Genomic DNA, 17,073 nt, shown 5'->3' with positions numbered 1-17,073 from the left:
AAATATTATCTATTCAAACTTCAATACTTACTAGCGATCTGCAGCCCTTGATCTTGTGTTAAGCAAATAGTCGTTGAGTGACCTTGAGCAAAAACTTCAATTGTGTCGTCTGCGGCCAGCCGCAAATCGACGCCTGGACTGGCTCGGTAGACATGGATGAAGCTGGCGCGGTTCCCAATGTGGCGATGAAGCAGCGCGGTTAGAGGCACGCTCGGATCGACGGAATCGCCAAGCGTTTCAACCGCAAGCAGTTCGTCGCCGGGAAGCGCAAACGCCGTGTGAAACACGTCCACTCCGGAAGTCAGTGAGTACTTAACTTGGATAACTGCATGAGAAGATTGATCTGTTACCGCCACTTCAATCGATTCCATGGATGCAGGAGTTACCCTATCGCTGAGTTGCTCATCCCCCATATAACGACCAATCACTTTCAGATCTAGCACCGAAGGCTGCATGCGGATCGGAGCGTACGCTTGCCGCTGCTCCGATTCGATCCATTGAAGCTGCTCAGACACAGGTGCCACCACCGGATGCATCCACCATTCAATGGATCGGCTAGCGTCGCCTTCCAAAGTGACTTGAAACCAATCCAGCAGCCAGTCGCTAGTCAGTAGCAAATGACGATCAAGGCGGCAATCCGCATACGCAGCATCTGATTGCAGCCATGCATAAGTACCTGCTGCCGATTGCTCAAAGCGTTCGCACCGGCCCGTGTGAGCAGCTTGCGAGGTACCGTCAAGTGAAACCGTGTTATGGCTGGCGGTTTCACCGAACCACGGCCGCAACGAGGAGCCGTAAGGAACGACGCCAAAGTCCGGCGTCAGTGTGCAAGCTTCGTGCATCAAAGTAAGATGCAGCTTATCGTAATGGCCGTGTGCGCCGCCGTGCTCGCCGAAGTCCACGAGAAACGAGAGCGGATTATCTTCGTGTCTACCCACAATGAAGCCGGAATCCGGCCATAATTTGGAGCTGCGAGGTAGGGTTGCGGAAGCCGATGCTGATACTGATACCGATGCGGATCGAACCGCATCATTGAGAATGCGCAGCGTTGAACGGTGCCGCATATCGACTTGCTCTTCCCCCTCGCCATACAGCAGCGATTCGAGCTGAATGCGCGAACCGTCTGGTGAGCCCATTTGCCGGTAAGCTTCGCGCAGAATAGGGCCGAGCCCCTCGATCGCATAGCGGGCGAGCCCCTGCTCGGCAATCTCGGCGATCTCGCGGGCATAGGGCAGCCGCCCCATCGGCCCGTCGTGCAGCGCAGGCAGCACGCCTTGGTCGTCGGCCAGCTCCACCAAAGCCGAGAACATGCCTGGCATCGATTGCCCCGCCGTGCCTTCGCACGCGTATAGATCGATGCCGCATCGCTCGGCCATCTCGGCGGAGATCAAATATGCTCGCAGCACGAATATGTGATAATACGTGCTGCCCTCGAACTCAAGCTGATCTGGCTTCACGCCGATAGACAGATGGTGGCGGAAGCCGCCCTCCCCGATAATCAGCTGTTGTATCGCTTCCCTGTCATTCCGGGCGGCATATACACAGGACAGCGAAGCGTTCAACCAAGCTGTATAGTTGTTCTCCGCATTCTTCCGTTCATGAACAAGAATACCGCGGTACTCCGTCATACTTACATCGAGAAGTCTCAGGAACATATCGATCTTGCCCTGCTCCTCATCACTGAATACGACTCCCTCATCTAGAAGCAGTAAGTAGGCTCGAATCAGCGTCGTTGACCAAATCGCCTCGGTCAGCGCTTGATGAAACGCGCGACCCTTGAGCATCCAATGCTGAGCCTCTGGATGCACCGGAAACAAAGGGAACTGCGCCGCATAATCCACGATCAGTCGCTTGCTGAGCTCAGCATACGACACCTCGCGCAGCGCCGAGTACACTGCCGCAGACTGCAGCGCCACACGCGCTAGCAGCTGATGCTTATACACCAGCCAAGCCCCTCGGTACTCGGCGCCCTCAACCTTACAGCCGTGCGGACAAAGGAACTGCGCCGCATCGGCAACGAAAGGATCGAACCGAAGCTCCGTGTGGTGCTTCGGGCACACATACTGGTGCCACCAGCCGCCCGGCTCCAGCGGAATAGACAAGCTCCCGGCGTCACCCAGCCGGTCGATCTCCTCCTTCAGCGAAGCCGCTACGCGCTTCGCCCATTCCAACCGCTGCACCTTCGAGTCCAGCGCTTCATTCAACCTGCTCATCGCATCATCATCCCGCCGTTAACCTCAATCGTTTCACCGGTGACATAAGCGGCCAGATCCGATGCCAAATACAAAACCGCGCCTGCGACATCCTCCGGCGTTCCTTCCCGCTGCAGCGGAATGCCACCAATCGTCGCTTGGCGCGCTGCATCCGTCGTGAACGTGGCGTGAAACATGGTGTTCCCGATAAAGCCTGGCGACACGTTGTTTACGGTAATGCCCCCCGCTGCCACTTCCTTCGCCAGCCCCTTCGAATAAGCCATCACGGCCGCCTTGCTTGCCGCATAGATACTGGAACCCGGTCCGCCGCCATTATGCGCAGCGACAGACGACATATTTATGATGCGCCCGTACCCTTTGGCTCTCATCCCGGACAGCACTCTTTTGCTCATAAAGACGGTGCTCTTAAGGTTGACGTTCATGATGCGCTCGTACATCTCTTCGGTCATCTCTGCGTTCGGCACACGCTGTACTAGATGCCCCGCATTGTTGACGAGAATGTCGATCGTACCGCCGAAAGCCTGCTCCACCTCATTCACCAGACGATCGATCTGCCCTGGGTCCGTCACATCCGCCTGCACCAAGATCGCCTCGCCGCCAGCCGCCCGAATCGCAGCCACCGCTTCCTCACCTTGAGCAACGTTATTCAAGCAGTTCACGCCGACCTTCGCCCCGTTAACCGCCAAGGCAAGAGCAATGGCACGCCCGATGCCTGCGTTAGATCCTGTGACCAGTGCAATTTTACCCGTTAAATTGATATTCATATGATTTCTTCCTCCCACAATGTTTTTATTTTTGTATGTTGATCAGCCTATTGCAGCACGTAACTTATCCACAACAGGTCGTAAAAACCCTGCCAAATGTTCGCCCATCCTGATATGACCATAATCGGAAGGGTGAATCAGATCGCTCGTTAATGAAGTGAAATCAGTCATAATCTGCTTCCCGTCCAGCATGATGAGCTTTTCGTGACGACGGCTCGCGCAATAACGTTCCAGAAATTCATTGAAACGTTTCTCAGCCTCGCTGAACGAGTGAGTCGGATCTTGAAAGTAGGTCGCGCGGTTCGGATAGATGGTCGTCAGAAAGATCGGCTTATCAGGGTGACGCTCGATGATTCCATCCAATAAATAAGTCGTACGTTTCTGAAATTCCTCAACGGGAATTACACCTCTCATATTGACGCCCATCTCCAGATAGGCGATATCCCAGTCGTCCCGCGCCGCCAAATGATCCGCTATCTCGGCCTCACAAAAACATGATCCACTCAGTCCCAAATTCAGCACATCAACACCAAGTCTGCGAGCGGTCTGCTGGACATAGCTATTGTAATGGCTTAACGCTCCTGCCCCCTGTGTGATTGACGAGCCATATGCTAGCAGCGTCAACTGCGGCACCTCGTGACTTTCAGGCGGACGAACCGTGAATCCGAATGCATCTATATCATAAAAAACAGCGCTGAACCGACCGCAAAACACACGCCAAACCTTCGATGAAAAGGCCGCATTATCCAGCTTCTCCGGCAACACCTCAGTGAATCTTTCCGGTTCTTCCAATTGAATAGTGGTGATAACCCCGACCTTCAGGTCATAAGCGGCATGGAACAAATCCCCCTTAAATACGAGCGCTTGCCCATCTATTTCCTGAGAGGCCAGAGTCAATCTGATAAATTTCGCTTCCGTCACAAATCTTAGCTCGCAACCATTGGATTCAGCAGCCTTCAAGCGGCCTTTTTCCGTTAATGATTGGCGCACTTGCTTTGGAAAGCGCTGAAGTCTAAACCCCGGCAAGTGACTCCTCTGTTCCAATTCCATCACATTATGAAAAAATACGTCGTTACGCAGCACAGCTTCTCTCCACTCTTTCTGTCTATTTAGAATTAAGACTCATTATAGATTTGCGCACTCGATAAGCACATGATCGAATTTAAGCTGCTTTGTGTTTTTTTTAAAGCAAGGGCTGGAGTTTGCGTGTTAGTTTTTCTTTCATTTAATACTGCCCTTGAACTCCTGATTGATGGCTTGAAACGCTGGTTCGACTGATGTGTCGGCTCCGCTCCAAATCAGCAGGGTGATCGTTTGCGATTTTTGGGTGTCTTGTACGATAAGTCGAATCGTGTACTGGTTTCCATTCTCGTCGCGTGCGGTTCCCTGCATAGACGTGGTACCATCGTCAGCGGACACCGCGAAGCCGCTATCGGATATCAAGCGAACCCCTTGCGGTGTGCCCTTTAATTCAATCTGCCCGCTTAATACGGCTGCGGAGGAGTTGAAGCTCCATTCGGTGTCAAGGTGCAGCTTTTTTGCTTTACCTCCGATGATCGGATTTGGCTCGTTGACATCCAAAGTTCCCTTGACTTCCAACTTCGCCAAGCTAGACCCATTGACCGTGATAATCGTTACCGCATCTGCCGTTTGAAAACGCCCGTTCGCAGCAAGACTCGATTTCACCTGATAGATGCCGGCAGACAACATCACAGGGACACGAACGCTTCCCGACGGATCCGTCGCATACACCGATTCGGAAACGGATGTAGGGTATTCAACAAACAGACCACTTGCGTCCATCTTGTACAGTACGAAAATAACCGGCAGCTTGCCGACATCGCCAAGCTCTCCATCCTGCTGTTGCGAGACGCTCGCCGCAATCGTAACCGGCATTTGATCCACGGTTGAAAGCGTACCTGAATAAGTAATGCCAGCCTCTTCTTTTAGCACAGTCAATACAGCGGTAGACTGGCTTGCTTTCAAGCCAACTGCAGCATTCCCAGCAAAAGAAGCCTCAATCAAATGTTGAGAAGAGCCTTGTTCCGAATGAACCGCGTTGCTGCTTTCTGGATCGGTAGTTCCCTGCACTTGATACGGCAGCGTGGCAATTCCTGTTAAATCCGTTACGGCAATACCAGCTTCGACCCCATTCACTTTGAACGCTACGGTCTCTCCTATTGCCGGTTGATCCGCACTATCTTTCAATACAGCCTTTAATTCCATAGTATCGCTATACACACCTGTCGTGGAATGAACGCTTAGGGTGGTGCTCCGATCAATCGTCGTAACAATTAAAGTAGGAGCTTGAAGGATATCACTTCCTTCCAATGTACTTACCGGAGCAGTATTGCTTGATGACTCCATCGTTAAGCGGAAGCTGAGTACCTTATCGTACTGCGACTGAGAAAATTTCGTAATATCAAATGTGACATAACTGTTATCCTTCAGCGATGCAATCTTGCCCAGATCAATATCGCTGAAGCTTCGAGCGGGCTGATTATTGGCAGTTATCGTTGCAGCATCCCAAGTGTCATCAACAATGCCTCTAAGCACAAGATCGGACCCATTATCCACATCGCCGACATACAGTTTAAGCTGTACGGTGTCCACTGTATCGCCCATGTCCGCCATCGTCGCTTTCAGATAACCGCTTTGTTTGCCTGATGCTGTGCGTATCGGCATCACCTCAGCATGGTTATAATTCGTGTCCGCATTCGTCGAAGTAATGTTATCCACATAGGTATCTGCATCCACTAGCTTCGTTGTTTGTAAGGATGGGAATACGGTGAATGTCAACGGTTGAGAAGTCGTACCGTTAAAGGTCGCAGTAACAGAGGAGCCCCCAAGTCCAGTCGCAGTAATCTTCCCGCTCTCGGATACGCTTACCGCATTCGGATTACTGCTGGCGAAAGATGAGCTAGCGGTTACATCTTCGGTTGACATGTCCTCAAAGTGAGCCGTTACAGCAAGCTGCTTGGCGGTTCCGCCAAGAGCCATATCACTTGGGACCCCACTCACGCTAATTCCTGTAAAAGCTGGCGTCGTTACGCTGATCGTATTGCTAGCTGCCTTCCGATTCGCTTGATCCACAGCTTCTACTTTGAACGTATGCTCTGCACCCGGCTCCAACGAAATTGCGCTGTACCTTAGTACATCGCCAAAGGCAATGTCGTGCAAAACGCCATCTCGATAAATATTGTAAGCCACAATGTACGTGTCGTCGGACGCCGCTGTCCATTGAAGCTGAGCCTGACGTGGTGCAACACCCGCTATTGTCAAAGGCTGAGTTGAATTCCACATCGGAGCTGTCAGATCCGTTAGCTGATTAGGGGTCAACTCATCCGCCCCTGCATCAGGGATGCCGACCCGAGGCTCATGTTCCATATCTTCTGTTATTAGTGATAACGAGCCGCCATTGTCTAAGGAGGCTTCGATGGCTGGACTGATCTGGGTTAGCTTTTTATACTTGATCGTTCTAAGTCGTTCGTATTCACTGGATGTCCATAACCAGGCATACTCGTTACGGTCAAGCTCCAATACTTCGTCGCGCATCTGCGGGTAAGCCACCCTGACTTCAGACTCGCTAAGCGGTGCAGAGTTGCCGGTAACCAGCGGAATGCCTCTCTGTGGAAACATCTGATTGCCTGACCATACGAGTCCCGGGATCGGCGTCATGATTTTGATCAATTCCTGCTGCCCGCTGACTACAATGTTATTGATAAACGTCAAGTTTTCCGCCGCTCGGCCGTAACGTGTCATCCCCAGCTCGATGCTGCCTTTGTTATTAATAAGCGTGTTGTTGGCGATGAGCGCATTTTTGGCAATGTAATGGTTAGCCGTTCTGGAAATCGGCTGTGTCATATTGTCATTATCACCGGTTGTGAAAGTAATCGCCGCATCCCATACGGTGCCCGCTAAGTCTTGGAAGTAATTGTTGTAAATTTTGTGGTTTTCGCCGTATACACGCACGCCGCCGGTGCCTAAATCTCTGCCGTCAGGGTCGGTTGCAGGCTCATTCCGTCCGTTGCCGATAAACATATTGCCATATACACTTGAGCCGTTGCCCGATCTAAGCGCTACCGTTCCCAGCGATTCGATAAAATAGTTGTAGCGGATCGTGTTGGCGCTGCTTTTGACCGAAACAAACTCCGGATCGCTATCCACATGATCGAAAATATTATACTGAATGACTGTATAGGCGTTCAGATGAACCAAATCGCTCACGCCGAGCCTTATACCCTCCGATTCGTTCTCTTGCCTAGGCAAGGTGTTGCGGAAAATATTGTATTCCACCATATCGTTTTGCGTAATTTCGTAAATTCCCGCCACTGTGTCTCGGAATCCGTCGAGTGTGATGAATTTGCCGGTATCCTTTTTGTTTTCCATTAAATTGTGGTCTATCAGGTTCTGCTGGCTGTTCCGGCCGTCAATGAGTACCCAAGTGGATTTGGTTGCCGATGTAGCTGTATCTGGTGAGTAAAAATAGTTATTGGTGACACGCATATGGTTGGACCCGGTCAGTCTCACCCAGTTGGATGCAGCGCTGCTCATCGAGAATTCGAAGTCCTGCATCGTAATATAAGAACTGTTCGTGAAACGGATACCGGTTGAGTTGAAGACGGCCAATCCTTTATTCTTCGCTCTAACGACGATTGGCTTGTCGGGCGATCCGTTAACCCCGGTAACCCCGAAACCAGCATAGTTCCCGTTCTCAAGCTCAATGACATCCCCGGGTGATGCCGCTTTAAGCGCTTGAACAAGCTGGGTCGAGTTCGTGACGGTAACCGGGGGATTCGGTTGTGGAACCGCAGACAGCGCAGGAGAACTGTTGCTGCTTTCGCCCGCTGCGTTTACAGCACTGATGACAAAGTAGTAGGTTTGACCCACAGTCAAATTGCTTGCTGTGTATGAGGCCGATATGACAGGCGTACCATTTATTGTGGAAAAAGGTCCGTCTGCACTGGAAGCTATTTTCACGTTATAACTTGTTGCATTGGCGGAGGGTGTCCAAGTTAGCTTCACGGCTCCGGTGCCTGGAAGAGTTGCAGCTACGCCGGTTGGAGCATCTGGAATCGTCGGCACAACCGCTGTATAAGCGGATACCGCAATGTCGTCAAAAGCCGTCGTACCCGCGTTGCTGTACAAGCCGACATGCCCTGTGTTAAATGGCGCCGCATCAGTACCGGACAAGACGAGCGAGCTGCCGTAATACCCTTCCAGCGTTAATGTGGAATCAGTGTTCTTGATGACATTCAGCTTGAGAGGCATATAGCCAAGCGCATCGTAAGAGGATGCCAGTGTTTCATTCGGGATTGAGATACCGCTAGCATTCGGTGTTCCTGGAGTTTGCGTGACGGCTGCTCTCGTATTGCCGGTCACCTTTTCCAAGTAAAATTGGTAGCTCAGCGTGTTCTTCTTCATCATGAATCGGTAGTAGGAACGAGTTGACCCACTGCCCGAATATTTAGCTACGAGTCCCGCGTAGGTACTGTTCGGACCGGTTATCTTCGCCTTTCCTGACAGTGTGATGCTATTGGTAGTAATCGCCGGGTTGCTGTTCCCCCAAAATTCATTCGTCACCACATAGGATGAAGCCGTAGAGGGATCTGTTTGCCGTAAAAAATGGTTCGGTGCGGCACCGGGTGTGGACGTTTCTTCGTAAACAGCCCAGTTGACGCTTCCTCCTATGGCGGCCTTCCACGGCTGCAAAGCAGTGATAGAGCTCCCAACTGGTAGCTCATATCCAGACTGTGCGTTGCCGTAGGTTTCGAAACTTTCTTGCAGCGGTTCGCTTGCTGCTGCGAGCGCTACTGCCTGTACAGGCAGTAAGCTAAGACACAGGGAGAGCGTAAGCAGCACACTCAATAAACCGCTTACATTTTTCTTCATCGCCGATATGCTCTTCAAAATATTATTCACCATCCTTCTATTCGAGTTAACAAGCTTCATTATAATTTGGGGAGCTTGGTAAGCACATGATTGATTTTAAGCACGTTTATGTTTTTTTAACCTCCGTTTACTGCTAGTCTGGCGCAGGTGCGGGTAGCAGTCTCCTACATTGTAATGGCGTATGATTATTGCTTGAGGCCTAGACACGCGTTCGGGTTCCGGAAATCCGAACCCCGCATCGCTCAGGCCCAACATAAATCCCCCCGCTCCAGGAAAGAGCGGGGGATCAGATTAAGTCCCTATATCGGGAAAACGGATATAGATGCGAGTGCCTCGGCCGAGCTCGCTTTCGATACGCAGGCCGTATTGCTCGCCGAACACGAGCTGGATGCGGCGGTGTACGTTCATTAGCCCGATGCCGCCGCTGTTGCCCATGCCCCGATGCAGCTTCGCTTCGGCCAATTGATTAGCATCAAGCTGGCTTTGCAGCTTGGCCAGACGCTCCGGCGTAATGCCGACGCCGTTGTCCTCCAGCACGATGACGAGGTCATCGTCCTGAACCCACGCATCCAGCCGAATATAATGGTACTCTTCGATCCCATCGGAGAATCCGTGTTGGAAAATATTTTCGATCAGCGGCTGCAGCGTCAGCCGGGCCGTCTTCTTCAAGAAATACTCCGGTGGAATCCGTACGTCCAGCTCGAACTCCCGCCCAACCCGGTGCTTCATGATCGTCATATAATTCAACACATGCTTAAGCTCATTGACGATCGCTGTCTCTTCGATATGCGTCTGTACCGAGTAGCGGAACATTGAGGCGATGGCATCCACGATCTCGGTGATTTCAGATGACTGTTGAATGACCGCATAGACGATAATATTTTCCAAGGTGTTATACAGAAAATGTGGGTTGATTTGTAGCTGCAGCGATTGCAGCTCAGCTTTCTGACGCTCCAGCTCAGCGTCCTTCTTACTTAGCTCCGTTCGATACAGCGTGTCCATTAATTCCGACAGACTGATGACCATCAGATTGTAGCGGTGAATCAGCTCATCAAGCTCATTCTTCGTCTGGAGCTGCGGAATCTTAACCCAGTTTCCCTTCTCCGTCTGGCGCATGCCATTTTTCAAAATCTGGATCGGCTTCGTAATGTTCCTGCCAAATCGATAGGATAGCAGCAGCGCAATCAACAAGGTGATTCCACCTACCCAGAAGGAGGAGTAGCGGATGCTGGACAAGGGCTCATTAATATCAGCGGTCGGGATCGACACCATCAGGTTCCAACCGGTATACGCGGACTTCGAGCTAACGACCAAGCGTTCATCACCAAACGAAGAATCCTTGAATGATTTGAGCTGATTCCCATCAATTTTAGCCATTAACTCCGTATTGACCGAAGTTCCAACCCGCTGTTTGTCCGGATGGTACACGATGCGCCCGTCATTATCCACGATAGCAAAGAAGCCGTTAGGCCCCAGATTGACCCCCTTCCACAAGGTCGAGAACTCATCTGCCTTAATCTCAATCGCCAGTATCCCCTTGAACTCGTTGAACACTTCCCCATGAATTTTGCGTGCCAGAGTAATGAATTGGTTGTTGCTCTCCGAGAATACACTGTTGCTAATAATCGTCAAATTCCCTTGCGGATCCGCTTCATTGTCCAACTCCTCCATCGTGAAGGCAGGTACCGGATCGACAATCGGCTTCAGCGCCGGATTCTCATAATACACCCAATGGCCATTGTAGTCTGCCAAATACACGGTCATAATCTCCGGAGATTTAATAAACAACGGGTTAATGACATTGTCCATCAAGTTATCCGTGAACAGGTAATACTCGTAATCCCCCGTCGGCGGGGCATCGAGAAACTTCTTTACATGACTATTGGTAAAAAGCGACAAATGCGCCCGCTCGTAATTTTTCAAATATAAGTCCGTATGGTTAACCGCATTCGATACGATTTCAGTTAGATGCTGCTCGCTTTGCTCCTTGAGTTTGTTCGAAGAAATGTAGTAGGAGAAAAAGCCGATCGAAACGACTGTAATGAGCACAACAGAGGCAATATAAGCAAATATGCTGCGGGCTAAGGAGGGCTTCATTATTTAATTCCCATCATATGCCGGTATTCGAGTGGTGAAAGTCCGGTCACTTTCTTGAACATTCTGGAAAAATGCGGGTAATTTTCATATCCGACCTCATAAGCGATATCGTTTGTTCGGTAATGCGGCATTTCCAACATCCTTTTGGCCAACTCGATTCGCTTCATAATTCTGTACTGCACGAATGTTTCCTTATGCACCTTTTTGAACAACAGGCTTAAGTAAGGCGGAGTAATACCGAGATAGTCAGCGACATCCTCAAGCGATAGATCCTGCGTAATATGCGCATCCATATAAGCCTTAGCCTTCTGCATTAAATCCTTCCCGCCCCGCTGGAGCGCCAGCTCATCAATCATCTTCAGGATTTGAATCTGCAGCTGCATGAAATAGTGAAGCTTATCGGTCGTTTCGGCGAGTTCTTCGGTCCTAGGATGAAAACTTCGGAGAGACAAGCGCTTTTTCAGCATCGGCAGACAGTCCTTAAGCAGCTGCATGAAATCAGAATCCGACGTTGAAGCTGACATACAATACGATTTCAATTCCTCCAAATGAGCCTCGACTTCCTCAATGCGCAGCATCCACATGGCCTCTACAATTTTCTCGATCCAGTCCTCATACTTGGAAATAGAAAAAACAGCATGACTGCTCTGTGTAATGATCTTATTGAGTAGGCCGTTAATTTTTGACGGTGTAAACGGTTTCAGTAAATATTCCTTCACGCCGTAGGAAATGCATGTTTGTGCATACTCAAAGTCGCCATATCCGGAAATGATGACCTTCTGGATCAATGGGTATTTCTCATGCACCTGCTTGCACAGCTCAAGTCCGTCCATCTTCGGCATGCGGATATCGGTAAACAATAGCTGCGGCATCGATTCCTCAATCATTTGCAGCGCCTTCACCCCGTTACTCGCCGTACGGATCGTTTCAAATGTATGCGGATGCTGCTTCAGCATAATGACCAGTCCTTTAAGAATAAGCGGTTCGTCGTCTACAACCAGAATATGCTTCATCAATCCGCCTCCCTCTATGGCAAAAAACATTTAGCCTCTTCTCAGAGGATAAATGCTTTTCACCTATATCACAAGATTTTGTTCAGTCGCCCATCAAGACGCCTTGTTTTTTATTATAACGCTCGGTAGCTTCTTTGATAATTTCATTGCCGCCTTTGGCTTTCCAGTCCTCCAGCGCTTTCGGCCAATCGGAGATCGGTTCCTTGCCGTACACCATCTTCAGCATATGATCCAGAATTACTGGAGGCATATCGGAGAACTTCAGACCTGCATCCGTGAACTTGGCGCTTGAAGTAAGCTCAGGCGCAAAGGAAATACCGTTGCGACCTTCCTTCGTGACGATCGAGTCGAACTGTTGAATCAATCTTTTGCCGTCCTCGGTTGTGTTAAGTAGCGTTCTGTTCAGCGCATTATCCTCAACCAGTCTTAACATAACGGAGCGGAACTGCTCTTCAAGCGTCGCTTCCGGTGTCTTAGGCTGCTTATAGACCACCTTGCCATCCTGCATCGTGTACGTATCGCCTTCGATACCGAAGTTGAAAAATTTATCTCCCGCTTCTGTGACCATGTAATTCATCATTTTCACGATCGCAATCGCCTTATCTTTGCTCACCTTGCTGTTGATATAAGACAAACCGCCTGTGTAGCTGTATTTCATCATACCACCCTTGCCGTCATCGCCGACAGGAGAAGGAATGATCATGACCTCAGCTTTCGGATTCGCTGGCTTCGTCGTGTTGACCCAGTTCGTCATTAGATTAGCATTATGGTTCCATACGCCGGATTTACCTGCATTAATGTTGTTCGTCCATTTGTTGCCGTCGAGACTTGCGAAGTCCTTCGCCATTAAGCCTTCATCGTACATCGTCTTGTAGACCGTTAGAGCCTTTTGCATCGCTTCCACTTTGAAAAATTTCGGTACGACCTGATCGCCAATCTTTTCGAACATGGTACTATAAGGCATAACATCATAAGCTCCGAATATAGCATCTGAGTACACAAAATCTTTGCGGAACGCGTACGGCTCAGCGACACCGTTTTTCTTCATCGCGCGCAGTACGTTCAGGAAGTCATCCACCGTCTTCGGAACTGGAAGTCCGGTTTGATCGAGCAAATCTTTACGAATGAAAGTCGCACGACGACTGGCGTGGGATAAATATTCAGGGATCGCATAAATTTTGCCGTTATATTTGACTTCATCCCAGGCTTGCTGCGGAATCGCTTTCAATAAATCCTTGCCGTGCTCTTTGAGCAGATCGTCGAGTGGCATAAATAATCCACCTTTGATCGCTCCACTCATATCCGGTCCTTCAGGGAACATCCCTTGGATCGTGTTCATTACATCAGGGAGATCGGTACTTGCGAACATCAGTGCCGTCTTCGGCTTGAATTCAGCGTGTGGAACGAGACGGAGATCGAGCTGTGTATTCGTCAACTCGCCAAGCTTTTTCACCCATTTGTCGTTGTTAATGTCAGTGCTTCCTAGCGCGTATTTATTCAACGAATCGCTCAAAGAAATGGAGATTTTCACTGGTGCTTGCGATTTCTGTGATTCCTTCGGCTTTGTCGTTTCCGATCCGGTACCCGGTGAAGAATTGGAGCAACCGGCTATAACCAAGCATGCTAGCGTTGATACGAGACCCGTTTTCAGCCATGCTTTCATTGTTAAATCCCCCTATATGATATGTTGTTATTTCGTGATCATCTTATCGTGAAAGAAAAGTTTGAAACATTGTGTTTTTTAATCTGTGTTGATCTTTATTATACAGAATTAAGATTTAATCGAGCCAATTAACATCCCTTTGATGAAATGCTTTTGCAAAAAAGGGTACACGAGCATGATGGGGATCGTTGCAATGACGATGACCGCCATCTTGAGTCCTTCCGGTGATAAATTGGCAATGTCCCCCGCCGTATTGGCCAGATCTGACGAATCGGTGACGACGAATTCTCTTAGCTTAACCTGCAGCGGAAACAATGCACGCTTATTAATATAATAAAGGGCATTGGAATAGTTGTTCCACAAAGCAACCGAATAAATAATGCTCATCGTCGCCATAGCCGGCTTCGACAGCGGTAGAATAATGCTCCATATGGTGCGGACCTCACCTGCCCCGTCGATACGGGCGGATTCGATCAGTTCATTGGGAATAGAGAGAAAGAAGGACCGCATAACGAACAAGTTAAATGCGCTAATTGCTCCGGGCAACATCAAAGCCCATAAGCTGTCGAGAATGCCAAGAGACCGGATCAGCAAGTAGTTGGGAATTAATGGCGCGTGAAAAATCATCGTAATCAAGACGAGCAGCAAGATGTACTTGCGTTCCCTGTACTCCTGTCTAGATAAGGGGTATGCGAGACTTGCCGTCATAATCAGGCTGATCAATGTACCGAAGACGGTAATGATCACGCTAACGCCAAACGCTCTCCAGATCGCTACCTGCTGCAAAACCGTCGTATAATTCTCAACGGTGAACTGCACCGGCCAAAGCACGACCTTCCCCGTACTTAGTGCTACAGGTCCACTGAACGATTGGGAAACAATATTAATAATCGGTAAAACCATAATTAAGCTAATGAACAGCAGACCTATGGGGTTAAGCAGCGCTGTTCGACTTGGTTTATTTAATGCAGGCATACGGTCGCTCCTTCCTATTAGTATAATCCCTCACCAGTTGTTTTTTTGCTGAACATATTGGCCGTTACGATCAGAATAAGTCCGATAACTGACTTGAACAACCCAATAGCTGTCGTGTAACTATATTCCCGCCCAATGAGCCCAACCCTATAAATATAAGTATCCAGAATATCGCCGTAGGCATTGTTCAGTGGGTTTAAGAAGACGAAAACCCGCTCAAAGCCTAAATCCAGAAAATTACCAATTTGCAGCAAGAACAGAATCGTGATCGTAGACAAAATGCTAGGAATCGTAATCGAAAATGTCTGTCTCCATCGGCTTGCACCGTCGATTTGCGCTGCTTCATACAAATCGGGATTAATCCCGCTCATCGCCGCCAAATATATAATTGTGCTCCAGCCTGCATCACGCCAAACACTAGAACTGACGATAATCTTCCGCACATAGGAATCCTCGCCCATGAAGTAAATCGGCTCATGCCCGAACAGCGTTACGATGTAATTGACAACACCGCTTGTCGGATTCAGAATTTCAATGACGATTCCACCGACCACGACCCACGACAGAAAGTGCGGCAAGTAAACGGCCGTTTGTACGAACCGCTTGAATACTTGATTGCGCAGCTCGTTCATCATCAACGCCAATAGGATTGGAATCGGGAACGCGAAGAACAAGGTATAGAAACCGATGGCCATCGTATTTTTCAATATGCGCCAGAAATCTGCATACTCCATCATGCGTCGGAAATTCGCCAAGCCGACCCATTCGCTTTTCCATATGCCTGTAAAAATACTGTAGTCCTGAAACGCCATCACCGAGCCTGTCAGTGGGATATATTTGAAAACCAAGAAGTAAATAATACCCGGAATCGACAGTAAGTACAGCACCTTGAACCGATTGTAGTACGAGAATAATCCTGTTTTTTTCAACGTTTGTCCTTGATGCTTTTTCGGTACAGGCTTGACCTCTGTATAGTTCACATTCCATCACCCTATCATCGTTGTTATGATTGAAGTGTACCTGAAGAGTCAGGAAAGAGGGATACCGTGAATTAAGGGCACTTATCTTTTTTTAATATGGACCGGTCATGGCGACAACCGGTTCTTGGTCCCTAGCATTTGGTGGTTTTGAAATGCCAAAAACCAGCAACCTCAAGGGTTTGCTGGTATCTTTTTGGAGAGTGATTTGCAAATTAAGTCCACATGTTCAGCAATTATAAGCTGCAAAGCTCCGTATCAGAGCTTTGTCTACGCTAGCCGTAACTCGAAGCCGCAGCTGCTTGGTACGGACCGTTTCAAATCGGTCGATTTTTTTGTGACCGACGGCACTTCCTTTGACCAATTCTATCCATTGCCCTTGCTGCTCTGCTTCAATCACATATGAGCGAATGCGTTCGCCGTGTGCAATATCTTCCATTAGAATTACGTGATTGACATCGGTTTCCGCCTCAAACGACAATAGTACAGAATCTCCCTCTCCATCCGTCGCGGCAATGGGGTTAGAGAATCTTCTCTTGATTTCGCCTGTGAATTCAATTAGTCGATTAACGTCCACCTCAGGCAAGAGTCCACGGTTATCGGGGGCCAAATTTAGCAAAAGCGTGCAGCCATGTCCAACTGAGCGATAGTAAATATCGAGTAAGTTGTCCAGCGAGCGAAGTGTGTGTTCGTCATTCGGATGCCAGAACCAGCGATCCTTGCGGATCGGCACATCGCACTCGGCGGGCACCCAAGCCGGGGTTTCCGGCAGCCATGCCGCCATATCCTGCGTATACATGCTTAGCTTGGCGGATTCAGCCGTATTCCAGCACGGATAAGGCGCAACGCCATCCTCATTGCCTACCCATCGGATCGTGGGCGCACCCATGTTGAAAACCATCGCATCCGGTTGATACTGCTTCACTAATCCCATGATGCGTCTCCAGTCGTATTCCCTGCCATGAGAGCCGGCCCCGTCGAACCAAAGCTCGACAAGCGGCCCGTATTGCGTAAGCAACTCCGTCAGCTGGGCAGCGTAAAAATCGTCATAAGCCTCCTTGTCCGGATAACACGGTTCATGCCGATCCCACGGCGACAAATACAGACCAAAACGGATACCCTCCTGCTTACACGCATCCGCAACTTCACGAACGACATCGCCTTGTCCATTTTTCCAAGGGCTCGATTTAACGGAATAATCGGTCGTTTCCGTCGGCCATAAACAGAAGCCATCATGGTGCTTGGCCGTTAAAACAAAATAAGCGGCTCCCGCTAGTTTGGCTGAGCGAACCCACTGCAGAGCATCAAACTGCGTCGGGTTAAACAATTCCGGAGAATCCGTACCTTCCCCCCACTCCTGATCGCAAAACGTATTGATACCGAAATGACAAAACATCCCAAATTCCAAATCCTGCCACTGAAGCTGCTGCTCCGATGGCTTGGCTAGTATAGTGTGATTCATTATATTAATCCCCTTTC

The 17,073-nt window shown here is 49.5% G+C and carries 10 protein-coding genes; all 10 read right to left on the bottom strand.

What is annotated here, in order from left to right; all coding sequences use genetic code 11:
* Positions 1-20 precede the first annotated feature (20 nt).
* Positions 21-2,213, bottom strand: a complete 2,193-nt coding sequence (locus tag AC58UU_RS17630; RefSeq protein WP_497317736.1) for a heparinase II/III domain-containing protein — start codon at positions 2,211-2,213, stop codon at positions 21-23.
* Positions 2,210-2,977, bottom strand: coding sequence for an SDR family NAD(P)-dependent oxidoreductase (locus tag AC58UU_RS17625; RefSeq protein WP_497317848.1), 768 nt, complete (start codon positions 2,975-2,977; stop codon positions 2,210-2,212). The genes AC58UU_RS17630 and AC58UU_RS17625 overlap by 4 nt, the downstream gene beginning before the upstream one ends.
* 42 nt (positions 2,978-3,019) lie before the next feature.
* Positions 3,020-4,060: an SGNH/GDSL hydrolase family protein gene (locus AC58UU_RS17620; protein WP_497317734.1), complete on the bottom strand. Its 1,041-nt coding sequence runs from the start codon at positions 4,058-4,060 to the stop codon at positions 3,020-3,022.
* A gap of 138 nt (positions 4,061-4,198) precedes the next feature.
* Positions 4,199-8,869: a chondroitinase-B domain-containing protein gene (locus tag AC58UU_RS17615; RefSeq protein ID WP_497317732.1), complete on the bottom strand. Its 4,671-nt coding sequence runs from the start codon at positions 8,867-8,869 to the stop codon at positions 4,199-4,201.
* 291 nt (positions 8,870-9,160) lie between these two features.
* Positions 9,161-10,966, bottom strand: a complete 1,806-nt coding sequence (locus tag AC58UU_RS17610; RefSeq protein WP_497317730.1) for a cache domain-containing sensor histidine kinase — start codon at positions 10,964-10,966, stop codon at positions 9,161-9,163.
* Positions 10,966-11,979 (bottom strand): response regulator transcription factor, encoded by a 1,014-nt coding sequence (locus tag AC58UU_RS17605; RefSeq protein ID WP_497317728.1) that lies wholly within the window; start codon positions 11,977-11,979, stop codon positions 10,966-10,968. The genes AC58UU_RS17610 and AC58UU_RS17605 overlap by 1 nt, the downstream gene beginning before the upstream one ends.
* Before the next feature lie 82 nt (positions 11,980-12,061).
* Positions 12,062-13,642, bottom strand: coding sequence for a type 2 periplasmic-binding domain-containing protein (locus AC58UU_RS17600; RefSeq protein WP_497317726.1), 1,581 nt, complete (start codon positions 13,640-13,642; stop codon positions 12,062-12,064).
* Between the two features lie 108 nt (positions 13,643-13,750).
* Positions 13,751-14,617: a carbohydrate ABC transporter permease gene (locus AC58UU_RS17595; protein ID WP_497317724.1), complete on the bottom strand. Its 867-nt coding sequence runs from the start codon at positions 14,615-14,617 to the stop codon at positions 13,751-13,753.
* Positions 14,618-14,634: 17 nt separating this feature from the next.
* Positions 14,635-15,546: an ABC transporter permease gene (locus AC58UU_RS17590; RefSeq protein ID WP_497317846.1), complete on the bottom strand. Its 912-nt coding sequence runs from the start codon at positions 15,544-15,546 to the stop codon at positions 14,635-14,637.
* Between the two features lie 277 nt (positions 15,547-15,823).
* Complete coding sequence (locus tag AC58UU_RS17585; protein ID WP_497317723.1) at positions 15,824-17,056, bottom strand: alpha-L-fucosidase; 1,233 nt, start codon at positions 17,054-17,056, stop codon at positions 15,824-15,826.
* Positions 17,057-17,073 lie beyond the last annotated feature (17 nt).

Source organism: Paenibacillus sp. JT22N1 (genome assembly GCF_059692155.1).
Note: the sequence above shows the minus strand (reverse complement) of the source record. Positions and strands in the feature narration are given on the sequence as shown.